Source organism: Enterococcus sp. AZ071, assembly GCF_050499065.1.
GTDB classification, from domain to species: domain Bacteria; phylum Bacillota; class Bacilli; order Lactobacillales; family Enterococcaceae; genus Enterococcus_A; species Enterococcus_A ferrettii.
Genome location: NZ_JBIPAS010000001.1, coordinates 3,840,268 through 3,863,653, shown reverse-complemented (window position 1 = coordinate 3,863,653; position 23,386 = coordinate 3,840,268). Strand labels below are relative to the sequence as shown.

The 23,386-nt window shown below is 43.2% G+C and carries 18 protein-coding genes and 1 pseudogene; 4 read left to right on the top strand and 15 right to left on the bottom strand.

Features of this window, described 5'->3' with window-relative positions; genetic code table 11:
- Window positions 1–1,071 (top strand): serine hydrolase (locus IGI49_RS18650; protein WP_429969599.1); only part of this gene is annotated, 1,071 nt, incomplete at its 5' end.
- 82 nt (window positions 1,072–1,153) lie between these two features.
- Here IGI49_RS18650 and IGI49_RS18645 read toward each other — a convergent pair.
- Window positions 1,154–1,642 carry a GyrI-like domain-containing protein gene (locus tag IGI49_RS18645; RefSeq protein WP_429962920.1) on the bottom strand — a complete coding sequence of 163 codons (489 nt, stop codon included), beginning with the start codon at window positions 1,640–1,642 and terminating at the stop codon, window positions 1,154–1,156.
- 97 nt (window positions 1,643–1,739) lie between these two features.
- On the opposite strand from IGI49_RS18645, the gene IGI49_RS18640 reads away from it, so the two are divergent.
- A complete protein-coding gene (locus tag IGI49_RS18640; RefSeq protein WP_429962919.1) occupies window positions 1,740–2,954 on the top strand; it encodes a YdcF family protein in 1,215 nt (404 codons plus the stop codon).
- Window positions 2,955–2,979: 25 nt separating this feature from the next.
- On the opposite strand, the gene IGI49_RS18635 is transcribed toward IGI49_RS18640, so the two are convergent.
- The 5 genes from IGI49_RS18635 to dapB all read right to left on the bottom strand — a co-directional run bounded on the left by IGI49_RS18635 (window position 2,980) and on the right by dapB (window position 8,134).
- Complete coding sequence (locus IGI49_RS18635; protein WP_429962918.1) at window positions 2,980–3,810, bottom strand: aldo/keto reductase; 831 nt, start codon at window positions 3,808–3,810, stop codon at window positions 2,980–2,982.
- A gap of 130 nt (window positions 3,811–3,940) precedes the next feature.
- Entirely contained in the window at window positions 3,941–4,933 is a 993-nt protein-coding gene (locus IGI49_RS18630; protein WP_429962917.1) for an RnfABCDGE type electron transport complex subunit D, read from the bottom strand.
- On the bottom strand, window positions 4,930–6,246 hold the full coding sequence (gene rsxC / locus IGI49_RS18625; protein WP_429962916.1) for an electron transport complex subunit RsxC: 1,317 nt from the start codon (window positions 6,244–6,246) through the stop codon (window positions 4,930–4,932). Before rsxC ends, IGI49_RS18630 begins: the two co-directional genes overlap by 4 nt.
- 72 nt (window positions 6,247–6,318) lie before the next feature.
- Window positions 6,319–7,251: a DMT family transporter gene (locus IGI49_RS18620; RefSeq protein ID WP_429962915.1), complete on the bottom strand. Its 933-nt coding sequence runs from the start codon at window positions 7,249–7,251 to the stop codon at window positions 6,319–6,321.
- Between the two features lie 85 nt (window positions 7,252–7,336).
- Window positions 7,337–8,134 (bottom strand): 4-hydroxy-tetrahydrodipicolinate reductase, encoded by a 798-nt coding sequence (dapB, locus tag IGI49_RS18615; protein ID WP_429962914.1) that lies wholly within the window; start codon window positions 8,132–8,134, stop codon window positions 7,337–7,339.
- Window positions 8,135–8,361: 227 nt separating this feature from the next.
- Between dapB and IGI49_RS18610 the strand changes: the two genes are divergently transcribed.
- Window positions 8,362–8,727 (top strand): VOC family protein, encoded by a 366-nt coding sequence (locus tag IGI49_RS18610; protein ID WP_429962913.1) that lies wholly within the window; start codon window positions 8,362–8,364, stop codon window positions 8,725–8,727.
- Between the two features lie 74 nt (window positions 8,728–8,801).
- On the opposite strand, the gene IGI49_RS18605 is transcribed toward IGI49_RS18610, so the two are convergent.
- From IGI49_RS18605 to IGI49_RS18595, 3 genes and pseudogenes are all read right to left on the bottom strand, one after another.
- A complete protein-coding gene (locus IGI49_RS18605; RefSeq protein ID WP_429964942.1) occupies window positions 8,802–11,504 on the bottom strand; it encodes a SpaA isopeptide-forming pilin-related protein in 2,703 nt (900 codons plus the stop codon).
- Window positions 11,502–12,047 (bottom strand): annotated as a pseudogene (locus IGI49_RS18600) (MSCRAMM family protein); the annotation flags it as partial. The pseudogene IGI49_RS18600 and the gene IGI49_RS18605, both read right to left, overlap by 3 nt.
- A gap of 18 nt (window positions 12,048–12,065) precedes the next feature.
- Entirely contained in the window at window positions 12,066–16,370 is a 4,305-nt protein-coding gene (locus IGI49_RS18595; RefSeq protein ID WP_429962912.1) for a collagen binding domain-containing protein, read from the bottom strand.
- A 196-nt stretch (window positions 16,371–16,566) separates the two neighbouring features.
- Here IGI49_RS18595 and IGI49_RS18590 point away from each other — a divergent pair, with 196 nt between their 5' ends.
- Complete coding sequence (locus IGI49_RS18590) at window positions 16,567–17,034, top strand: DUF2798 domain-containing protein (RefSeq protein ID WP_429962911.1); 468 nt, start codon at window positions 16,567–16,569, stop codon at window positions 17,032–17,034.
- 48 nt (window positions 17,035–17,082) lie between these two features.
- On the opposite strand, the gene IGI49_RS18585 is transcribed toward IGI49_RS18590, so the two are convergent.
- The 6 genes from IGI49_RS18585 to nirB form a co-directional block, all read right to left on the bottom strand.
- Window positions 17,083–17,721: a uroporphyrinogen-III synthase gene (locus tag IGI49_RS18585; protein ID WP_429962910.1), complete on the bottom strand. Its 639-nt coding sequence runs from the start codon at window positions 17,719–17,721 to the stop codon at window positions 17,083–17,085.
- Window positions 17,722–17,735: 14 nt separating this feature from the next.
- Entirely contained in the window at window positions 17,736–18,629 is an 894-nt protein-coding gene (gene hemC, locus IGI49_RS18580; RefSeq protein ID WP_429962909.1) for a hydroxymethylbilane synthase, read from the bottom strand.
- Between the two features lie 19 nt (window positions 18,630–18,648).
- Window positions 18,649–19,470 carry a formate/nitrite transporter family protein gene (locus IGI49_RS18575; protein ID WP_207701511.1) on the bottom strand — a complete coding sequence of 274 codons (822 nt, stop codon included), beginning with the start codon at window positions 19,468–19,470 and terminating at the stop codon, window positions 18,649–18,651.
- A 67-nt stretch (window positions 19,471–19,537) separates the two neighbouring features.
- Window positions 19,538–20,482: a uroporphyrinogen-III C-methyltransferase gene (cobA, locus tag IGI49_RS18570; protein ID WP_429962908.1), complete on the bottom strand. Its 945-nt coding sequence runs from the start codon at window positions 20,480–20,482 to the stop codon at window positions 19,538–19,540.
- Window positions 20,483–20,484: 2 nt separating this feature from the next.
- A complete protein-coding gene (locus IGI49_RS18565) occupies window positions 20,485–20,787 on the bottom strand; it encodes a nitrite reductase (NAD(P)H) small subunit (protein ID WP_207701509.1) in 303 nt (100 codons plus the stop codon).
- Window position 20,788: 1 nt separating this feature from the next.
- Window positions 20,789–23,221, bottom strand: coding sequence for a nitrite reductase large subunit NirB (gene nirB, locus IGI49_RS18560; RefSeq protein ID WP_429962907.1), 2,433 nt, complete (start codon window positions 23,219–23,221; stop codon window positions 20,789–20,791).
- Window positions 23,222–23,386: the final 165 nt, after the last annotated feature.

The following is a 23,386-nucleotide window of genomic DNA, read 5'->3' as shown; positions in this document are numbered from 1 at the left end:
TTAGATGCTGTGAAGCAGCAAAGAACCACTTGGGATGCACAGGTACCTATTTCGGATTATGCGGCAGAAAATAGTACGAATCCAGAGTTATCCAATGTTCCCCTAAATAAAGATCAAACCTATTCAGTTAAAGAGCTTTATGATGCAGCAATTATTGAATCAGGGAATGCAGCCGCGATTGCTTTAGCTGAATTTTTAGCTGGCAGCGAGCATGCCTTCGTGGATCAAATGCGCCAGTTGGTAACCAGCTGGGGAATTACCGATGCGATTTTAGTGAATGCTTCTGGATTGAACAACTATTTTCTAGGAGATCGACGTTATCCTGACACAGGTGAAGAAGATGAAAACATGATGTCTGCTCGCAGTGTTGCCATTGTTGCTCGTCGCCTAATTAAGGATCATCCTGAATATTTAGAAACATCGAAAGTGGCTAACGCTCAGTTTGCTGCAGGAACCGAGTCACCAGTCGAAATGGAAAACTCTAACAGCATGCTTCCAGGATTAGCGAATGCCAAAGAAGGCGTGGATGGATTAAAAACTGGGACAACGGAAAAAGCCGGCGCTTGCTTTGCAGGAACAATGGAACGTGACGGCCGTCGTGTAATTACGGTAGTACTAAATGCTTCAAACGAGGTTAGAGACCGCAATGCTCGCTTTGCAGAAACCAGCCGTTTAATGGATTATTGCTTTGATAATTGGCAGCTGAAAACAATTGATCTAGCCAATCAGCCTGTGACAGGTGAAACTGAGCTTCCTGTTGTTGATGGCAAGCAAGAAGAGGTTCAGCTGAAAAATGATGGTGTCGTTCAAGTTTGGGCCCGTAATGACATGGATTTGAACCAAATTACTACCGAAACGGAAATGAACAAAACATTGCTGAACGACGGGAAATTGATTGCTCCTGTACGCAAAGGTGAAAAGCTTGGCATGACGACGGTTAAGTTGAACCAAGATGAGTTGGGTTATGTTGACCCAGATGACGCACCTAGTGCCAATGTCGTTACCAGCAGCGCAGTTGAAAAAGCGAATATCTTTTTGATTATCTGGCGAAAAATTCTAGACTTTTTCTAATTAAATGAAAGAACCGAGGACAGCTGTAGCGCCCCCAAAGAGTGAAACTTTTTGGAGTCGGTACAACGTTCCTCGGTTCTTTTTAAATACTTGTTCGAATGGGGAAATACAGCTCTACTTCTCCTTCTGAAAAGCTTGGCAGATAATGCTCCTGCACAGCTCCAGCTAATTCAACCTTTTCTAATGGAAAAACTTGCCCCAGCATTAGCTGAGTCGCTTCGTCAATTCGCTCAGCATCCGTTTTTATCGTTAAATAAGTCATCGTCGGAATCTCCCAGCGAATCCAGCCAACAGGCGGTACAGCCTCAGCAGGTACTTGAACACCTGCCAAATAGCGTCCTTCTTTTTGCCATGGCTCCAGCCAATGGTCTCCATCACTCATTAATCCCCATAAATGCAGCTGACTCATATCGGTTGCATTGATCAACCCGGCAATTTCTTCGAAGTGCTGATTCATCTGGTCCCAAAGCAAGGGAACCCACGAGCCTGATTCCTCGGCCAATCCTCGGCCTTCCTTGCCAATTACATAAAAATTAGGCGAATGAATTCGATTGATTCCTTTAATATCCATAAATTTTCCTCCTCATTAATTTCTTACCTGTCAAAGGTTCTTCTTTGTCAATTTTTCTTGAATAATTTGCTATACTGAGTGTGAAAGAGGTGTTCGGATGTATAGCACAAGAGATATTACCGCTCTTATTATTTATTTAGTTATCATCGCTCTACTCAATATTTGGATAACCAGAACTGGAAAAGAGGAACGACTGCGTAAAAATCTGCTTTACACAGGTGGGTTTCTTATTCTGTACTTTTTGGTAATCGAAATACAGGAGCGAACCTTTTATTTAGCACTTCCAGTTGGTTTCTACCTGTTGTTTCACTTTTTCTACTTTAGGGATAAGGCAAAATTACGCAACGGCTGGTTGTTTAATCTATTTTTGATTAGCCTGTTTGCCTATCTTGGGGTTTTATCATTTACCTCAACTTCTCTAATTACGATTGGTATCCTCTTTGTTTTAGGCGTATTTGGCATTTTAGTGCTGATCTTCGGCTTTTATGCACTGATTATTTTTCTGCTCTGGAACAGCTATTTGGTTTTTAAAAGAGAATCTCATTCATTAGCCAACCTGCTAACCTTGATCCTGGCTTTGGGTGTTATTGTCGCCAGCATTATCCGAAGATTTGGGACACAATTTGTTCCCAGCTGGTCGGCACCGCTGCTGCTTATTCCTACAGCGATTCTGATCTATTTGTTTATTGTTTTCTGGAATTTTTTATCTATTTCTTTAATTTATCAGCTGAACGACCCTAAGCCAGATCAAGATTATGTAATTGTATTGGGCGCTGGACTGATTCAAGGGGAAAGAGTCTCCCCTTTATTAGCAAAACGAATTGATCGGGCGATTGCCTTTTATCAAAAACAAAGTCGCAAAACCTTATCTCCACCTCAATTGTTGATGTCTGGCGGGCAAGGTCCAGATGAAAAAGTTCCGGAATCAGTTGCTATGAAAAACTATGCCTTGGAGCAGGGAATTCCAGAAGATGAAATTTTGATTGAAACACATTCCACAACCACCTTGGAAAACATGCGCTTCAGCAAAGATATCATGGAACGGGAAAAACCAGCGGGCTACCGAGCGATTTTTGCCTCTAACAACTATCATATCTTTCGAGCAGGCATGTATGCTGAACAGGTCGGATTGAAGGCTGACGGCATCGGTGCGAAAACAGCGAAATATTATTTACCAAATGCCTTTTTGAGAGAATTCGCCGCTCTGTTAGTAATGAACAAGCGAATTCACATCATTATGGGCGCCCTAATTACATCGGCTAGTGTAGGGCTTGCCTTGCTCCAACTATTTATTGACTGGTATATTAGATAAAGTCCTCGTTTGAGGGCTTTTTTTATTAGAATTCTTGGTATTCAGCAGGATCTTGATTTTTCAAGCGGCCGTCTGGTTTAGACAAACCATTGATCATTGCCATTTCCTCAGGTGTCAGTTCGAAATCAAAAATATCTAGATTGGCTAATTGTCTCATGGTGCTGGGGGCTTTAGGAATTGGCAGCGTGTCCAGCTGAATTTCCCAACGCAGGATAACCTGCCCGACATTGCGGTCATACTTATTCGCGATTTCCGACAATACTGGATTGTTAAGTATCTCACTGGCACGGCCTAGCGGACTCCAATCCTGTGTCAAAATTCCCCGTTGTGCGTTGTATTCCCGTTGTGATTCCTGATTGAAATGAGGATGCAGCTCCACCTGATTAATGACTGGCAGAACCCCTGTTTCTACTTCTAGTCGTTCAAGGTGTTCTGGCAAGAAGTTGGAAACCCCAATCGAACGAACCAAACCAAAACGCTGTGCTGCAATCAATGCTTGCCAGGCTTCTACGTAGCGGTCTTCCTTTGGATTGGGCCAATGGATCAGATACAGATCATAATAATCCAATCCTGCCCGCAGTAAAGATTCTTGGATCGTTGTTATTGCCTCATCATATGCATGATGTCTCCCCGGAAGCTTTGAAGCAACGAGTATTTCTGAGCGAGGAACCTCTGAACGACGAATGGCTTCACCCACAGCTCCTTCATTTTCATAGTTAAAAGCAGAATCCAGTAAACGATAGCCGTTAGACAAGGCTTGAACCATCGTATTTACACCCTCTAAGCCATTTAACTTGTAAGTACCAAACCCTACTTTTGGAACAACTAATCCATCTCTTAATTGATACGTTTCCATACGCTTCCTCCTTTTGTTTATCTTCTTCTATCATACCCGTTTTTTTCAAGAAAAAGCGAATAATAGGCTTTAAACTCACAAAAAACCTTAGAATTATTCGCAGATCATCCGAACAATTCTAAGGACTATTTTATGTGCTTTTTTCTCCGTATACTTTAGGAATAATTAAATAATCAATGAATGGGACAAAGCAATTCATTATCAATAAAATGAAGGTCATCCCTTCTGGCATCGAGGTAAATAGGCGCCAGCCCATTAAAAGCAGTCCGCAGCAAATACCATAGATTACCTCGCCTTTAGGTGTTGTCGGCGAGGTGCTATAATCCGTTGCCATGAAGAAAGCGCCCAGCATAGTAGCGCCGCCAAAAATGTGGGCAAAAACAATCGTCAGATCCCCTTTCCCAGCAATCAAAGCGACTACCGCCACAGTTGCCAGCATGCACAACGGGATGTGCCAGGTAATCACCCGTTTATATAGTAGAAACACCCCGCCTGCCAACAGCAAAAGAGCCGTCGTTTCAGCATTTTTTCCAGCAATCAATCCAGTTAAGCTATCGATTATTTGGACGGAGGACAAGCTTTCGCCTGCCTCAGCAGTCATCAAGGGTGTCGCTGAAGAAACGACATCCAACCCATTGGTGGAAAACCAGGGCTGCGGCTGCACATTGGCAGACATCTCATGGACAAATACTAACCGTAAAACCGCTCGCCCAGTCAGCGCAGGATTCAATAAATTACGGCCAATCCCACCAAACAATTCTTTCGCTAAAACAATTCCAATCACTCCACCTACTACGGGATACCACAAAGGTACGCTAGCCGGCAAGCTCATCGCCAAAAGAACTGCCGTGACAACAGCTGAAAAATCATTCGGCATCGTTTTTTTGCGAATTCTAAACCAAAGAATTTCGCAAATCACACAAGTAGCAATTGAAACCACATACAACAACAGTGAATGCCAGCCAAAAAAGATAATCGAAGCGGCCACACTCGGTAAAAGTGCCAGTACCACCAGCTTCATAATACGATCCGTTTTCTCCCAGAATAGTAAATGAGGAGAAGCTTCCATCATCGGGTAGCGGTCGCTGCGTAATTCTTCAAAGGAACGATTCTTCTCCATCATTGTGCCTTCCTTTCTTCAACGATCTGCTGACCAGCAATAATGTGTTCTGCCAAGTGACGGCGTGCTGGACAAATGTATGTACAGCAGCCACAGTTAATACAGCTTTCTACATACAGCTTCTCCAGCCGATCCCAATTTTGCTTCAAATAATTCTTTTCCAGCTGGTGCGGCAGTAAACCGATGGGACAAACCTCCACACAGCGCGCACATTTGATGCAGGGGCTGGGCGTCATATCCTCATCATGGGCTTCATTAATAATAATTAGTCCATTGGCCGATTTTGTCAAAGAAGCATCTAACGTATCTACCGTGGTTCCCATCATAAATCCACCAGTAATGATTTTAGACGGTTTTCCGTCAAACCCGCCGCAAAACTCAATCATGTCCTCGATAGTAGTACCTAATGGAAAATACACATTCTTTTGTTCCATCACGTCACCAACCACCGAACAAATTCGATGACTTAACGGTCGACCTGGTTCAATTGCCTCGAACACAGCTACTGTAGTTGCCACATTGATAATCAAATAACCCACATCTCGCGTGGAACCGCCAAAAGGTTCTTCTTTGCCAGTGACTGTTTTGAACAGCATTTCAGTACTGCCCTGAGGATAGACTGATGGAACCTCCATCACTGAAAGATTGGGAACCTCTTTACAATATTCCCGCATCGTTTGTATCGCTTCCTGCTTGTCATCTTCAATCGCGATGATGCCTTCCTTAGCGTCCACTGCCTTCATCACAACCTTGCAGCCCTTTAACAGTTTTTCCCCTTGAGTAACCATTAAAGCCGCATCTGCCATTAACAAAGGTTCGCATTCGGCTCCATTGAAAATACACGTATGAATGTCTTCTTTTGGATTTAATTTGACGTGACTGGGAAAAGTCGCGCCTCCCAGACCAACTACTCCTGCCTCCTCAACACGCTGCACAATCGTTTCACGATTCAGCTCTTCAATCGGCTCATGGTGCTCCTCTTTTAAGCGTTCTTGAAAATCATTTTCGATAATTACACAGGTCATTTCGTCACCTTGACCTTGATCAATCGCTTTGATTCCGACAACTTTACCAGAAACACTGGCGTGGACATTGGCACCTAATCCTTCATCCATTTTAGCAATTGTTTGTCCCAAATAAACCTCTTCTCCAATAGAGACTGTCACTTCCGGTTCACCGCCAATATGCTGCTGAACTGGAATATAAACCCTTTTCGGATAAATTTTTTCCACCTGCTTGTACTGATCAATTCCACGCAAATGCAAGGCTTCATCCTGATGTAAATCAATCCCACCCTTAAACCGCTGCTTTTCCATTCCATCTCCTCCACATACTTTATCTCTCTATTTAGTATAACATGAGAAAAAAACGGACAAAAAATTTGTCCGTTATAATTTCTTTTGAATTAGTAAAATGGAACCCAAAACTAGGAGAAATCCCACCACCTCAAACAAAGTCAGCGGCAGACTGAAGACAACAATTGAAAAAACTGTTGCCAATAAAGGCTCAAAGGCTGTTAAGGTACTTGCTAGACTCGAACTGATGTATTGCAAGCTGGATAAGTATAAAAGGAAAGCCAATGCAGTACCAATGGTTACTACTAAGAAAATCGACATCACCGAGCCCATGGTGAAGGTTCCCGACGTCCGCCACATTGGTTGTAAGATATTCGAAAAGACGCTGCCAAAAAGCATCCCCCAGCCCACTGTAACGAAACTGCCGTAAGTTGCCAGCAATCCCCTTGGCTGTAAAGAATAAAAAGCCAACGAAACCGCTGAACCGATCCCCCAGACTAACGCACCCAAGGATATCGACAAATTAGTAAATCCCCCTTTTGTCGCAATAAACACAACACCAAGCGCTGTCGTAACCAGCAAAAGAATTGTTAAAAACGAAGGCACCTTTCTTTGCTTAAACGACTCATACAAAATCACAAAAAAAGGACCGGTATACTGAATAATGGTCGCGAAGGATGCATTGCTCAATTCAATGGTTTTAAAGTAGGTCAGCTGGACTGCAAACATGCCAAAGACCGAAAAAATCAGGAGTGCTCCTAAATCGCGTTTCTTTTTGAATGGGGCAAAAATAGCCTCCTTCTTCCAGCCTTTTGCTAATCCTAATAGTATAATTCCCGAAAAGAACAGTCTAACTGAGACTAGCCAGTCGGCCCGAAAATGATAATCGGTAAACAAAGATTGCCCTAAAATTCCAGAGATCGCCCAGAATGATGCAGCCAAAGCCGCAAATAAAATTCCTCTTTGCTTGATAACTCCCACCTTCTTTCTCAGCATATTATAATGGAAAAAACAGGCAACTGCCATTAGAAATCGTTTTCTATTGAAAATTACTTTAGGACTATAATAAATGAAGAAAAAAACGAGCGCTCTCAAAAGAGGCTCGCTTTTATTAAAATTTGATCGCATCCTTAACGGTGTAATAACCGGGGGCTTGATCTGCTAGAAAAACCGCACAATCACAGGCGCCACTGGCAAAGCATTGAAAATTATAACTATGATGGCTAATTTCTAAGCGCTCACCAAACCCGCCAAAAGTAACGATGTGACTGCTGGGAGTGTCTCCCATACGCAATGAGTGGTACCCAATCGTATTTTCCTCTCGCAGGCTTTCACCTTCACGGCCAAACACGGCTACATCAGCAAGCTCACGTCCCATTGCTTCGGCGAGCACCTCCCCCATTTCCTTGGAGGTACCGCTTGGAGCATCCTTCTTCCAACGGTCATGCATTTCGATGATCTCAATGTCGGTTTCGTTGCCAATCGCAGCAGCTGCGATTTTCAGCAAACGATTCATAACATTCACCAGCTTTGAAGTGTTGGCTGCATACAGAACCGGAATCTGCTGACTGGCTTCCTGAAATTTCTGCATTTCCTCTGGGGAGAAGCCGGTAGTTCCACAAACGAAAGCTTTTTTATGATCGACTGCTTTTTGCAGAACCTCTAGCGCCATTTCTTTTGTTGAAAAATCAATCAACACATCGCATGTATCAATGATCTCTTCTAGCTGATCTACTACCGAAACGTTCAGCGGATAGCCGACTCCAGCCACACTGCCTAAATCCTGACCAATATAATCCCGACCTGCGGGACCAACGCCGCCAACCAGCTTCATATCCTCTCGTTCAGCAGCAATTTGCGTAATCAAGCGTCCCATTTTGCCTTTTGGTCCTATTACAATGACATTCATCCTTTTTCGCCTCACTTCTTTTCTTTGTTACTTGCAGTGTATCACGAAAGCCTTTACTAGAAATAACAATTTTGAAAAAAATACGAATGGATTTCGAAGGAAGTTAGTTCTATTCAGTGGGATTGTCAATTGCCCTGCATATCCACTATTATTCAAATTTCCCCTATGATATAATTTATAAATCGTTTACAAAAAGTGTATTTTTTTATTTTTAAGGAGGAATGTTATTGTTAGTAACCCATATTTACTTTAATGGAGAGTGCAAGCAGGCAATCAAGCTGTATAAACAAGCATTTGGTGCGACGGTTCAGACCCTGATGGAGGATTCAGATCAGTCACTTGTGGTTCATGCCGAGATAATGATTCATAATGAATTGTTAATGGTGAACGATTTTGGAAACAATGATGGCTTCTCAAAATCGGGAGGATATCAGCTGTCTGTTCAGTTTGATGATGAAGCCGCACTGAAAAAAGCCTACACCATCATAAAAGAAGGCAGTACCACAATTGAACCCCTGCAGCCTACGGATTTTAGTTCTTGTACTGTTCGTTTTATTGATAAATTCGATGTAAGATGGGCGTTCTGGGTTTAATTCTATCTAACGTGGTGATCTTTTTAACTACAAACTAAAACACCCGCCAACCTTTGTTAGCGGGTGTTCATCATTTAGTGCATATTCTTACGCTTCAACCAGAATCCAACTCCGGCACTCACTACGATTAGAATGCCCACCAACCATAAGATTGGTGAATTTTGATCATTCGTTTGCGGATAGTGACTTCCTGTTGTTCCATTTGTGCCGTTTGGTGAAGCTGGTGTTTTTGGTGCCGGAACTTTTTCATTGGTTACCGTCGTTTCTACTGTTTTAGGTTTGCCCTCTGCTTTTGCAGGAATCACAAACTTGTGCAGCTGATCGCTCTTTTGATAACCATTTGGTGCGATTAATTCTTTGAAATAGTAGGTACCTGGTGCCAGTGACTCTAGGCTAATTTCCCCTTGAGCATTGGTATCTAAGGCCAATTCCGAAATTTCCTGCTTTTCATCTAGCAGCTGGAATACCGCACCTTTTAATTTTTCCCCATCGTCATTCACCTTCGTCAAGCGAACTTGGCCTTGGTAGTTCGTCCATTTGCCTAGATCTAACACCTTAGGTTGACCAGCCTGTTGCGCCTTAATTGTGAATTCCAACGGTTTCGTCTCACGAATATAACCAGTTGGTGCTTTGGTCTCAACCAATTGATAGTCGCCAGGAGCCAGATCCTTCAATTCTACTTCCCCTTGACTGTTGGAAACCAGCTTGCCGCTATCGGGCACTTGATTGCCTTGACGACTTTGCAGCTGGAATTCGGCATCCTTAAGTGGACGACCCGCTTGATTTTGTTTCACTAAGCGTATTTCCTGCTTATAGTTAGTGAATTTACCTAAATCCTGAACCTTTTGCTCTGCTGCTTTAGAAGCAATCGTAAAATCAATTGGTTCAGTGTTGACAATATAGCCGGCTGGTGCCTTCGTTTCCCGCAGCTCATAATCGCCGGGTTCTAAAGCCGTGATCTTGATCAGGCCTTCAGTATCAGAAACTCTCTCAGTTACCTTTGTTTCTTTTCCATTAGCAACTTTCCAAAGATCAAAGGAAGCATTGGCCAATGCTTTGTCATCTGCATTCACCTTTTTCAATTGAATCGTTCCTTTGAAGTTAATGAACTTGCCTACCTGAACAATTGCTGGCTTGCCTTGAGCATTATCTGCAATTGTAAAGGGATCAGAAGGTGTTTCGTTCAAGACATACCCTGGAGCCGCTTGAACTTCCTTGAAACGGTACGTTCCCGGAGCTAGATTTTCAGCTGTGGCAATTCCGTCGCTTTGGCTTTCGATCCCAGAAGCAACTGAATTCCCCTCTGCATCAATCACTTCAAAAATTGCCCCCGGAACGACGATTTCGCTACCATTCTCTTCAGCATATTTTTGAATTTGAGCAGTTCCTTGATAGTTGGCAGCTGTCAGTGTTTGGGACTGTCCACTTTCATCAAGGAAGGTCGTGACTGTCTCTGGTTCACCGGCATTTTTCGCCACAATTTCAAAGGCCGGTAAATCTTCCGTGTTCAACAAATAATTCGCCGGCGCTTGTTCTTCCACAAAACGATACGTTCCCGGACTTAGGTTTTCGGCCGTTACTGACCCATCTTCTACTGATTCCATCCAATTAGCTTCACCCTCATAAGCTTCAACAGGGCTCCAGCCATCAGCAGTTTGCTGCTCTAGGCTGAATTTTGCACCCACTAACGGATTCCCGGCTTCATTTTGCTTGATCATTCGAGCAGAGCCTTTGTAATTCAACAGTTCAAGATCACCTGCATCATTTGTTTTCACTACTTCAGGCTGCCCCAGAGCTGCATCTGAAATAGTGAATGGGACGTGTGTTGTATTGAGAATGTAACCATCCGGTGCATTCACTTCTACAAACTGATAGTTTCCTGGTGCTAGCTTATCAATTCGTACCGTTCCTGCTGCATCGGTCGCAAATGTCGTATTCGGTTGGACAGACTCACCAGCTTCATCTAAAATTTCAAATTCAGCATTCGGCAATACCGTTGTTCCATCTGCTGCATATTTCACTAATTCTGCTGATCCTAAGTAGTTGGTTAGTGAAAGCGGTCCTTGCTCATTGTCCTCTACAATTGCTGGTTGACCGGAGGATTCGGCTGCAATCGTAAATGGAATCTGCGTTTCATTTACAAGATAGTCATTATTATTCGTACGAACTTCTTTAAAGTAATAGTTTCCTGGTGCTAACGCTTCTACATAAACTTCACCGTCAGCATTGCTTGTGGCATCTGCGACTTTTTGATCTGCTTCAGTATAGATTTCGAAGTCTGCTCCAGCTACGGGGGCATTCGCTTCATTGATCTTAACTAATTGTGCAGCACCCTTAAAGTTAGTGTTCTCATCGCCTGTGATATCAATATCCAAAATACCTGGATCACCAATTCCACCCGCTGGAACACTGAAAGCAATGGCTTTTGTATTTCGAATATAGCCAGTCGGTGCTTCTGCTTCGACAAAGCGATAGCTGCCAGGGCTTAATTCCATTGCTCGAACGTACCCATCTTCTGCTGAGACAAAATGCCCCTCAGGATCTGCTCCCAATTGTTCTGGGTTAGCGACTGCTTCCCATTGACCATTGTTTTGAACTTCTAAGGAATATTTTGCTCCAGCCAATGGTTTCGTAACATCTTCACTGATGCGATCTTGTGCTAGTTTTCTAAAACGAACATGTTCCTTGTAATTTTTAAAAGCAGTCGTTTCATCGTAAACCAGTTTTTCACCTTGGTTCGTGATAAAGGTTGGCGAGCTGCTGTCTGATGTTGGCATAGTAAAGCGAATTTCAGTTTGATTACGGATAAAGCCCGTTGGCGGAGTCACTTCACGAATCCGGTATTCTTGACCCGCCTGCAGGTTTTCAAAAATAAAGTAGCCATCTTGTCCAGAGGTAACCGGACTGCCGACTTCTGTTGTTCCATCAGCTTCGTACAGCTGGAATACAGCTCCTGCCAGCGGTTTTTCTTCTCCGGGTTCTGCAAACACACTGCCATCCACTTTTCTAAAACGAGCATTGCCGAGATAGTCAACTAATGGATTGCTTGCTGTATTCAGTTGAACTGCCGCTGGCGCCCCATTCGTTCCATCTTGGTTAATCGCAAAATTAAACAAGCGGTTATTCACAAAGTAGCCGTTTGGTGCGGCTGTTTCTTTCACACGATATTTTCCCGGAATCAAGTCAGTCAATTCTAATTTTCCTTGTGCATTGGTCGTATAAATGGTTCCAGGTTGATAATCCGTAAAATCATTGGAATTAAACGGTGCCCATTGAACCGAGAAATTGGCGCCTTGGACAGGTACGCTTGCCTCATTCTGCTTGTAAAGTTCAGCACTTCAGCGATAATTTCTAAGCGTCAAGGTATCCGTCGCATTTCCGTTAACCAGTACCTGCCGTTGGCCATTGGCTGCAGGACTAACTTCAAAGGTCAGTCGTGTGCGATTGAACAGGTATTGCAGATTCCCAGCAGTATCTGTTGGTGGGAGGATCTCAAACAGACGATAAGTTCCATCAATCAGGTTCGTCAAGGTTGTCCCAGCGCTGTCAGCTGCAAAAGGCTCCCCATAGATTTCGTAATTCCCATCAGCATTTTGTTTCTCTAAGCTAAACAATCCGCCAGAAAGAGCCTGATTTGCTGCATCAACTTTATTAAAGGTAACAGACACTGGTTGGTTCTCAATTGTCTCTACTGCATTCGACGCAGAGGAATCTTGATTTACAACCAGCTCGATTCCATTTATCAGTTCATCACTAATCGTATAACCGTCGGGTGCTTCAACTTCCTTCAAAATATAGTGGAAGCCGTTGGTTGGATTGGTATTGGTATAAACCAAGTTTCCAAAAGTAGCCCGGCCGGTTTGATCAGTCGTCAGCTCATACAATGGTTGTTCCGCAATAGTTGGATTATCGAATACTCGTGTTAGGGTAAGCTTCGCTCCCGCTAAGACAGCCCCTTGGCCATTTGTCTTACGAATTGTTACGCTGCCCTTTTGCCCAATCGCTGTTCCGCTAGTGTCAGAAATTTGAACTTGCGTGGATGTTTCAGTCCCGGGACGTGGAATCACCCCTTCTTTCGTAGAAACATTCACTGAGTTGCTTACTTGCTCAGAGGCAGTAGTGAAATTAGGTTTGGTACTGTAGGTCAAATGATATGGCTTCTCGATGAAACCTTTTTGACTTTGACCAGCCTCCAAATAATTCTCAGAGAAGGCCACCACCATTTGCTGCTGCCCTGTCGTGTTATCCGTTGTGATATCAACGGTATAGTCTGTTCCCTTAACTAACGTTTGGTTTGTTTCATTCACTGTTCCATCAGCTGCTACTTCACCCAAGTGAATTTCTACCGAATCAGGATCAATGATTTGATTACTAGACGGTGTATCAGTAATTGTTGGTTGAACCAGCAAGGATTGATTTCGGTTAATCCATAATCCCCAGTTGATTTCATTGGTATCGGCATCGTAGTTAACTGATTTATTCACTGTCTCCTGATTGTAGCGAATGGAAATGGAAGCTGGCAAATTCTCAGTAACGCCCTCAATGGATATATTGGCGATATTGGTATACGTACTTTGGTCTTGAATAATTTGACCTTTCAGGGTCGTTTTAAACTGAATCTGATACACACGAGGTGCACCTGCTGTATTCCAGCCAGGGATTGCTTGCTGCGCATCCCCAACAGAAATATTCAATTCATTAGCGGCACCTGCAGGATCAGTAATCGTCCCACCAGAAAAATATTTTTCTGGCTCTGTGAAATCTATATAGCCTTGATCCTTTTGTTCTCCTTGATACTCAGGAGTTTGGGTTGCTACAAATTGTCCATTGGAATCATCAATTGTTCCTCGAGTAATATTCAATGAGTCCTTGATATAAACTTGATTCCCTGTAATTGGATCATTGAAGAGGAAGTTCTCAACTTGCGCATTGTTATAATTGGCAACAATCGTCCAGGTAATTTCTTTTGTCACTGGATTGTAGCTGCCGGATTTTTCTCCTTTGTTGGCTTCCTGCGTACTGGTTTCAAAACCATTATTCGACTCAGAATGGTGACTGGTATTATTCTCGTCTGTCCAATCCAGCTCAATTCCGTTGTTGTACACTAATCGTTGTGGAGATGGCGGATTTGTTCCGGAAAATTGATTGTATTTTGTTTGATACTCCATACTGAACGTGTGATTGGTCGTTTGATAATTATTCAAAAAGCGAACGGTAAACTCACTGTAAGGATCGCCTTGCCCTTCATTACCTGCGCCATTGCTGGTAACAATATTAATTTCAAAATCAGGATTGCTGACATTGCCTTGAGGTGCTCCATCTATCAATGTGCGGCCTGTCAATTCCTGGTTGTCTGTGGTATCAAAGATCCGAATCCCGGTTACATCCTGTCCACCTTGTTGATAGTAAGGATACGACACATACCCCTTTTCAGATTGATCTAGTTTATCAGTAAACACTGCATTATTTAGCTGATAGCCATTGCGGTTAATGTCCACAGACCATTTCGCAATTTTAGATCCGACTTCTACCGTTGGTTGATTCTTGATGACAGCCTGCTGCGTTGGCGGTGTTATATTCGGTGTAGTCGTAATCCCACCGGTTTCTGCACTATTGGTAATGACTGGATCTTTTTCTCCAGAAACAATTGTGTTCACTTTCGATGTGTATTCAATATTAATTGCCTGATTTTGCTGAACTCTATCATTGAAAGTAACGGTCATTGTATTTTTGGGTGTCCCTGGTGTGATAGCGACTGTATACGCATCCGGTGACACTGGCATCCCTCGAGAGATAGCGCCATTATCTGCGATTGATACGTAATAGGGCTGAACATCCTCTGCTTGAATATCCATATTATTGGAAAACGTATCGGTTACAGTCGTTCCTGCGGCAATTTCTTTTTGCCCGTAATTATAACGAATTGTCCAAGTATATTCTTGATTAGCTGCTGAATAATTGTCTTGAACTTTTTCAACTCGCTTGCCATAATTGGCAGTTACCGTTGCACTGGCTGGCAAGTTATTGAAGGTTGCATTGTTTGTGAAGGTTGGGTTTCCACCTTCCGATGGTTTAGCCGCATCAATAATCCGCGTAGTATAAATCACCCGATAGGCTTGATCAATGGTACCTGAAAACGTAATGTTCCCGTTACTATCTATTTCGTACTGATTCGGATTCAGTGCTGTATTGCTAACTGAGGTTACTTCTCCATTGAAATTTACTTCCAGCGGAAATACCTGTGCGGATTCATAGGTTGTGTTTGCTGGAAATGTTTCCGCCAAGGTTGGTGATGCCAAGGAAGACAAATCCTTATTTACATCGACTGACCAGATGATTTGTTCTGGATTAACTTGTTTATCAAAAGTACCTGCTTTCGAAACAGAAGTACTCGTAGTTGGTTGAATCATCAATGTTAACGGCGGCAAATTATATTCGCTAGGATAAATAATTTGATTGTTTCCTGGCTTTGTAATCACTTGCTGATCAAAGCGAGTAGAAAAATCAATCTCACCCGTTTGAAATGGTTCAAAGGTACCCGTTGTTCCGCCGCTGGTGTCAGTTAAAACAATCCGGATTGTTTTACTCGCAGGATCAATCGTATATTTCCCCCAAATAATGCTTGGATCGTTGGGGTCCACCAAGTTTTGATCTGCAATTAATGAAGAAACATTCAATCCTTGTGGCAGCGGTACTTCGTAATAATCACCAATTTGCAGTTGTGTACGAACGGTTTCTGGAATAGCAAAGTCAATGTGCAGGCTGCTAGGATCTGAAATTTTTGCTGGATTAGGAATGTCTGCTTCAACATTGGTAATAAAGCGATCACCAGGAGAATATTGATCAATTAGATCCTTAATGTTTGCAGCCTCGCGTAAAGGTGCCACAGCACGTTTAGCAGGAGCTTCACTCGTTGATTCGGTAGTAGCTATTGTTTCGGATTCCTTGGTTGATTGACTAGTACTAGTCGTTGATTCTTTTACAGTGGATTCTTTAGTCGTTGATTCTTTGGTTGTTGATTCTTCCGTCGACGTTGCTTCACTGCTGCTGGTTTCTGACGTTTCCACTTGGCTGGAACTAGTCGATTCCTCACTAGCGGCAGACTGTGCAATTTCTGCTGTTACACGCTGTTGCCCAGTCATTACAGAAAATTCTTTTTTATCGGTCGGATTGACAGTTAGCTTTATACGAAGAACCGGGCTGCTATGTACATTGGGCTTTGTGACAAGGCGAAGTTGATTTCCTGTAATATTTGTTGCTTCCATTGGCTGAAGAGGGGATTCAGTTAATCCATCGCTGGAAGAAGTGGTTGCTTCAGGCTGGATTTGCGAAAGAATAGAGGGCATGTCGGCCATTTCAGCCACAACGTTTCCATCATCCGGTGCAATCACTGCTTCATCGATGGTCACCCCTTCATCGAAAGTCAAAATCGTCTCATTTGCGGACGATTGATCGTTTTTCACCTCTAGCTTTAATTCCCCATTTACTTGTCCTTCTGAGAGCGCATCTACTTTAAACTCATTCAACCGGACAACATCATCAGATGACAGTGTCTCAGCGATTACGGTTAATGGCATCAAATTTGAAAGTATTATTACAATTGTCATAAAAAAATAAATTATTTTAAAACTCGGCTTTTTCATTTTTTTCCTCCTTAATTACAGCGATTATTATCTATCCACCCATCTTATCAAATTCCTTAAATTTTCTAAAAAGATATGATTGTAAATGATAAGTGTCTAATCATTGCCAATTAAAGGAAAAACAAAAATAAAACTTACATGAAATTTTCAAATGTGCTATGGTAAAAACTAGATTTAAAAAAAGGAGTGGATTTATTTGCCAACGAACAAAAAAGAAGGAACTATTTTTACTACACTGATGTGCTTTTTAATGGTTTTGGGAATGAGTGCGTACAACCTGCTGATTCACCAAAGCTTTACACTAGCTGCTTTGCTCACTGGTTTAGTCCCAGGATTTGTGGTTGCTTTCATTTTGGATGTTTTCGTAGTAGGCGTTTATGCCAAGAAGCTTGCCTTTAAGCTGCCGATCAATCGGGAAAAGAAATGGCAGGCCATTATTGCCATTTCCTCCCTAATGGTAATTGGGATGGTTACCTTCATGTCTTTATTTGGCGTAATGATGGAAATTGGATTGACTAATCATTTATTTTCCGACTATTTAACAGCTTGGAAAATGAACGTTATCGCAGCGTTGCCGTTGCAATTATTGTTTGTGGGTCCCTTCTCTCGTATGATTTTGCAAAAGATTCAAGCAACGAATGAGGAAACACCCGCAGTCAGCTAAAACAAAACGGACAAATCGAAGCCTTTAGACTGGCCAGATTTGTCCGTTTTATTTTACTGATGTACATTCTTCTATCAATAGTGCTTTACAGCCAGTTTTTTCAAGCGCCTTTTTGGTAGTTTCACCAATCACAACCAGTTCCATCGGCAAATAGTAGCGTTGATAAACTGAATAAAACCGTTGCCATGCAGAAGGGCTGGTAAGATAAACGCTTTGGATTGCTGCTTCTTTTAACAGATGATCCAGCTTTAACTGGTTGTCTGGTAAAAACAGGTTTTCATAGGCGACAAAGCTGTATACCTGATAGGTGTCTTCAAGCATTTGTTCCAGCAGATTATCTGCCAGCTGACTTTTAGGATAAAAGATAGTGGTTTGCTTTGGATACAACGCCATCCACTCCTGCAACATCCCTCGCTTGGTTTCCTTAGAGCTGACAAAGGCTGGTTCAAACCCCATCCTCCGAACAGCCTCTGCTGTTTTCTTCCCAATCACTGCTATATTGACATCAGGCAATGCCTGGGATAAAACCTGCGGAACCGCTGCCTGACTAGTAAAAAATAGCCAGCTGCTCAAATGAAGCTGCGTCAAGGCCTTCTCTGTTAACGGCAAGATCTGAATCGAAGTTAACGGCAGCACCATTGTCCGATAACCAATTGCTTCAAAAAATGCCTGATCGGCTTCATTCAAACCTTCTGCACGTGTCAGCAGTATTGTTTGCTGGGGACCAGCTCCTTGATTGCTTGCTTGGCTAAAGATAGCGGATCGCCTCCTGTCAATCGAATCCTAGCACCTTCAGCTTCTAAATCCTCTGCCAAAAAACCATAAAATTCCCAGTCCTTCGATAATCGATTCGCAAAAGCGCCAATCGGAATTTCGCAATTGCCATCCATCTGGCGCAAAAAATAGCGTTCAGCCTCTGCAGCTAAATGCGTGTCAGGGTCACTGACCTGAGCCAACAGCTGCTGCAGCTCAACATCCTCCTTGCGACATTCAACACCTAAAATTCCTTGTCCCACTGCCGGCACACATTCAGCTGGAGAAAGAATCCGATAGGCCGGCAGCTGATCAAAATAATTCATACGCTCCAAACCAGCACAGGCCAAAACAGTTCCATCCATGTTCTCAGTGACCATTTTTTTCAGTCTGGTTTCAATTTTTCCGCGAATAGGTACTATTTTTGCATGGGGATAAAGTCTGCTGATTTGCTTATTACGTCGAATGCTGCTGGTACCAATAATGATTTCGTCCTTAGCAGTTAGCCCCGTTGGCTCTGTCAAAATCAGGCAATCATAAGGCATAGCCCGTTTAGGCGTTGCTGCTAAAACTAGATCCTCAGGCAGACGCGCCGGTAAGTCCTTTAAGCTATGTACAGCAAAATCAATCGTCTTTTGCTGCAGCTGATATTCAACTTCCTTAACAAAAACACCTTTTCCACCAATCTGGGTTAAAGGGGCATGCTGCATCCGATCTCCTTTAGTAGAAAGTCCGACAATCTCAATTTCTAAAGGACAGATTTTTTTCAATTGATCAACTACCAGCTGCGTTTGGCGCATGGCTAATGGACTTTTCCGCGTGCCTACTCTTAAGGTCTTCATTATTTTCCCTCTATCTTCATTATTCTTCTACGATTATAGATGAGCTGTCTTTGTTTTCCAACTCTTTCCCAGCAGGCTTCATGCCTACTTTGAAAGCTAAAAAGTACATGCCGGCCAAAATGACTCCACCACCGACTAGATTACCGGTCCATACAAATACCATGTTTTGAGCAAATTCGCCGATGGTTGCTCCGCCAGCTAAGATCCCTGCGGCAATTAAAAACATATTCGCTACCACGTGTTGATAGCCAGCAATGACAAAACCGGCGACTGGCAGCAAGGTACCAAACATTTTTCCAACAAAATCACGAGCAGCCATATTCATGTAAACACCCGTACAAACTAAAATATTGCAGGCAATTCCTGATAAAAAGGCCTGCAGTGGTGCATCCGCTGTTCGTCCCTGTGCAACTGCTATCGTGCGTTCTACAAACGGCCCCTGCAGCGTGTTGGAAAAATAGCCGAAGAAAATCGCTACTGCTACTGCACCTACTAAATTAAACAGCGTAACCAAAAACATATTACGCGCCCATTGCTTTATCGTAATTTCCTTTGCATACAATGCCATGCTAACCGCCAACATATTGCCAGTGACCAGTTCACCACCAACCAGCAATAGACAAATAAGTCCAAAGGGAAAAATTAATGCACCCATTAAATTGACGAAGGTTCCCCACTCTTTTGGCATCGACCCCATCGTGCGAATCATTGCTACGCCGGCTAGTCCAATAAATACACCCGCCATAATTCCTAATACTGCCGTTGTTAGAAAGCTGTAATTTGCCTTGGCTTTTCCGCGAGCAATCGCTTCATCCACTAACTCTTTTGGTGATAATGACATGCAAAACACTCCTACTAATTATTTTTTAACATCTATTTTCTTGGCTTTTTTGTATCACTTCTTTTGTTCAATTTTCGTAAACAGCTTTTGCTTGTTCATCAATGAACAATACTTGGCGAAAGGATTGCTCTGACAAATAACGTTCGCTGATTTCGTCAAAGCGCCGATCTCGCTGCTCGCCCACCTGATGCCACCAAATATCGGCACCTTGACTCGTGAAGGAAATCAACTCCTCTATGGTTGGTGTTTTTGAGGCGACCAGCAGCAGTCGTTCTCCAAACCTCGGCAGTTGGTCAAACCAGCTGAATTTTATTTCCGCCTTTACCGATTCACCAATGATCGCCATTGCTGGATTCTTCATTCCTGCTTGGGCTATTTTGGTTTGAATCGTGGTAAAGTCACCCACTACTTTTTGCTGACGGCCATAGGTTCCCCAACTAATTACGGCAATATCAGTGTCGGTTGGAAAGCCTTGCTTCTGCAAGTGTTCAAGAAATTCAGGCAATGCCCCCATTCCCATATACAAACAAATCGTCTGCTCCTGTCCAAAGACTGGGAAGGTCTGCTGATCGTCATTCTTTAAATGACCGGTCATAAAGGTTACCGAGCGTGCCTTGCCGCGTTCAGTCAGAGAAATCCCACTATAAGCGGCAGCTCCGCTGGCAGAAGTTATTCCTGGGACCACTTCAAAGTTAATCTCGGCAGCAGCCACGGCCTCCAGCTCTTCTGTTAAACGACCAAAAATCACTGAGTCGCCGCCTTTCAAGCGGACGACTCGTGGATAATTTTGATGACTTTCAATTAAGCATCGGTTAATTTCTTCTTGCTTCATGGTGTTTTGATAAGGTGTCTTTCCTACATAAATGAACTGACAAGTCTGTTTACAATGGAACAGCAGCAAAGGATTGACTAAACGGTCGTAAATAACCGCGTCAGCTTCCTGCAAAAGCCGCTGCCCTTTAACTGTCAACAATTCAATATCGCCAGGTCCAGCTCCGACAAAAGAGATCATCGCTACACCTCTACAAAAACATCATCGTCAATCACTTCAACCGGATAAACCCTCACTTGTCCTTCATCCGGCTCTTGAATGACGCCATCCACTAACGAAATCTTGTATTCTCGCATGGGCTCATACAAGTATTCACCAGAAATGATCCCTTCTAAAACAGGTGCCTTAGTCAATGGACAGTAGTCTTCAATGGCAAAAATGCGCCCATCGGTGACTTGGAAAATAGCAATTTTTTGATCCTTCAGGACGACCGAGCGGCCAACCCGAGGGATTAGTTTTGATTTTTTAGTGGCTAATACGCGCATATTATTCACCCGCTCCTACTAGTTCTGGTTTTTCGATGGTATACATTTTCTCACGTAAATCAACATCTTTGGTGATTGGTCCCCAGGCATCCTTGCGTCCTTTGGCCGCAATGGCTTTGTTTAAGCCTTCCCATAGCTCTTTACGTTTTTCAGCATCTAACAAGACCGTCTTCACGTTTTCAAAGCCCATGCGTTCTACCCATGGTGCTGTACGTTCCCCGTAAATACCAGTTTCTCGATAGTATTGCAGCATTGCGCCGCAAAGATCGACTACTTCATCTTCCGTCTCAGCCGTCACTAAGTGTTGTGCTTCAACCAATTCAGTCCCGCCATTTCCGCCGATCATGATTTGGAAACCATTCTCAACCCCGATAATTCCGAAGTCTTTCACTGCTGATTCGACACAGCTTCGAGGACACCCTGAAACGCCAACTTTAAATTTATGGGGTGTATCAATGTATTCGAAGTTTTCTTCAATCCGAACACCCAGCTCCATTGTTTTTTGAGTACCAAAGCGACAGAAGCTTTGACCAACACAGGTCTTTACCGAACGGAACACTTTGCCGTAGGCTTGAGCAGCAACCATATCCAGCTCTTCCCAAATTTTTGGCAAATCCTCTTTTTTTACACCGTACAAACCAATCCGTTGAGAACCCGTTACTTTTACCAAGGGTACCTGGTAGCGTTCAGCAACTTGAGCCAGCTTCATTAACTGCTGAGGAGAGGTCTGTCCGCCGCGCATTCTTGGTACAACTGAGAAAGTGCCATCTTTTTGAATGTTGGCATGCATCCGTTCGTTGGCAACCCGTGAATCTCTTTCGTCTTCATGCTCTTCTGGCCAAGCAACGTTCAAGTAGAAATTAACCGCAGGTCGGCATTTCGAACAGCCCTCGGGATTGCGCCATTCCAACGCTTCAAACACTTCACGTGTACTAGTTAAGTGCTTTGCATAGATTTGGGTAACGACTTGATCCCGATTCAAATCGGTACAGGGACAAATCCCAGTAGCGGTCGTTACAGCATCACCTAATTCATACTCCAGCAAGGTTTGAACCTGCGGCTTACATTTTCCGCAAGACGTCCCAGCCTTAGTTACTTTCCCAACTTCAGCAACACTAGATAAGCCTTTTTCACGAATTGAGCGTAAAATTGTTCCTTTATCTACCCCGTTACATCCACAGACAGTTTCGTCGTCTTCCCACTCAAGAATGTCCTGACCCATACCAGCACCTTCGCCAATTGCCTGCAGCACGGCAATAGATTGCAACTCTTCAATCGTCTGCCCTTTTTTCATCATGTTGTAGTAACGACTGCCATCATCTGTATCGCCGTATAGAACAATCCCCTGAATCTTGCCGTCTTTTAGGAAGATTTTTTTGTATTTACGGGAAGCACTGTCGAAGGCCTCGATGCTGTCCATACCTTCTGTGTTTAAGATATTCCCAGCTGAATACAAATCTGCACCGGAAACCTTTAACGAAGTAAAGGTTTTAGATCCTTGATATGCCTTAATCTCTGGCTGATCTGTCAATACATCTGCTAAAATTTTTCCTTGTTCAAATAGTGGGGCAACTAAACCATAGCAAGTGCCGTTGTGCTCCACACATTCCCCCACACCGTAAATATTCGGCAGACTGGTTGCCATGTAATCATCAACCACAATCCCACGATTAACCTTTAGACCGATTTCGCGAGCCAGCTCAACTGCTGGTCGAATCCCAATTGACATGACAATTAAATCGGTTTCGATTTCAGTCTCATTAGAAAAGCGCATTCCACTTACACGCTGATCCCCTAAAATCTCTTGCGTACTGTATTCCATCAAGAATTTCAAGCCTTGATCCTCCAGCTCAGCCTGCAAAAGCTTGCCAGCCTTTTCATCCAGTTGCGTTTCCATCAACCATTTGGCTAAATGAACAACTGTTACATCCATGCCTTGCTCCTGCAAGCCCTTTGCTGCTTCCAAACCTAAAAGGCCGCCACCGATTACAACTGCTTTTTTGTATTTTGCAGCCGCAGCCAGCATTTCAGCAGTGTCATCAATTGTCCGAAATGCCACGACACCTGCTTTATCCGCTCCAGGAATGGGCAGAATAAATGGATGTGAGCCAGTTGCTATAATCAATTTGTCGTAGGGAATAGTTTCACCAGACTCAGTTGTAACAGCTTTCGCTTCAGTATCCACACCAACTGCGGGATTGTTGTTAATCAGGAAAATATGATTTTCTTCATACCAATCCAAAGGGTTTGTGATGATCTCATCAACGGTCATCTTCTTTTGCAAGACATTTGACAGCATAATACGATTATAATTGGGATATTCTTCGTTGCCGATAATCGTAATTTCGTAACGTTCGGGATCGCGATCCAAAATTTCCTCTACGGTTCGGACACCTGCCATCCCGTTCCCGATAACAACTAAACGTTCTTTCATTCATTTCCACCTCAACCTGCTTATTGTTTGTTCATATCCTCACAATAAAGGAAAAGCTGGACTATTTGTATTAGGGAATCCCCTATTTATTGATCAAAAAAATCGAAAAAATTTGCAAAAACAGCCGGATTTTGTAATTCATTTGGTTTTTTTGCAAAAAAAAAG

Coding starts and splice junctions, on each gene's coding strand:
- IGI49_RS18645 (WP_429962920.1), bottom strand. CDS start 1,642: ATGGATATTAAAGGAATCAATCGAATTCATTCGCCTAATTTTTATGTA.
- hemC (WP_429962909.1), bottom strand. CDS start 18,629: ATGAAGACCTTAAGAGTAGGCACGCGGAAAAGTCCATTAGCCATGCGC.
- IGI49_RS18620 (WP_429962915.1), bottom strand. CDS start 7,251: ATGGCAGTTGCCTGTTTTTTCCATTATAATATGCTGAGAAAGAAGGTG.
- dapB (WP_429962914.1), bottom strand. CDS start 8,134: ATGAATGTCATTGTAATAGGACCAAAAGGCAAAATGGGACGCTTGATT.
- IGI49_RS18605 (WP_429964942.1), bottom strand. CDS start 11,504: ATGCCAACATCAGACAGCAGCTCGCCAACCTTTATCACGAACCAAGGT.
- IGI49_RS18640 (WP_429962919.1), top strand. CDS start 1,740: ATGTATAGCACAAGAGATATTACCGCTCTTATTATTTATTTAGTTATC.
- IGI49_RS18635 (WP_429962918.1), bottom strand. CDS start 3,810: ATGGAAACGTATCAATTAAGAGATGGATTAGTTGTTCCAAAAGTAGGG.
- IGI49_RS18630 (WP_429962917.1), bottom strand. CDS start 4,933: ATGATGGAGAAGAATCGTTCCTTTGAAGAATTACGCAGCGACCGCTAC.
- rsxC (WP_429962916.1), bottom strand. CDS start 6,246: ATGGAAAAGCAGCGGTTTAAGGGTGGGATTGATTTACATCAGGATGAA.
- nirB (WP_429962907.1), bottom strand. CDS start 23,221: ATGAAAGAACGTTTAGTTGTTATCGGGAACGGGATGGCAGGTGTCCGA.
- IGI49_RS18595 (WP_429962912.1), bottom strand. CDS start 16,370: ATGAAAAAGCCGAGTTTTAAAATAATTTATTTTTTTATGACAATTGTA.
- IGI49_RS18575 (WP_207701511.1), bottom strand. CDS start 19,470: ATGTCATTATCACCAAAAGAGTTAGTGGATGAAGCGATTGCTCGCGGA.
- cobA (WP_429962908.1), bottom strand. CDS start 20,482: ATGATCTCTTTTGTCGGAGCTGGACCTGGCGATATTGAATTGTTGACA.
- IGI49_RS18565 (WP_207701509.1), bottom strand. CDS start 20,787: ATGCGCGTATTAGCCACTAAAAAATCAAAACTAATCCCTCGGGTTGGC.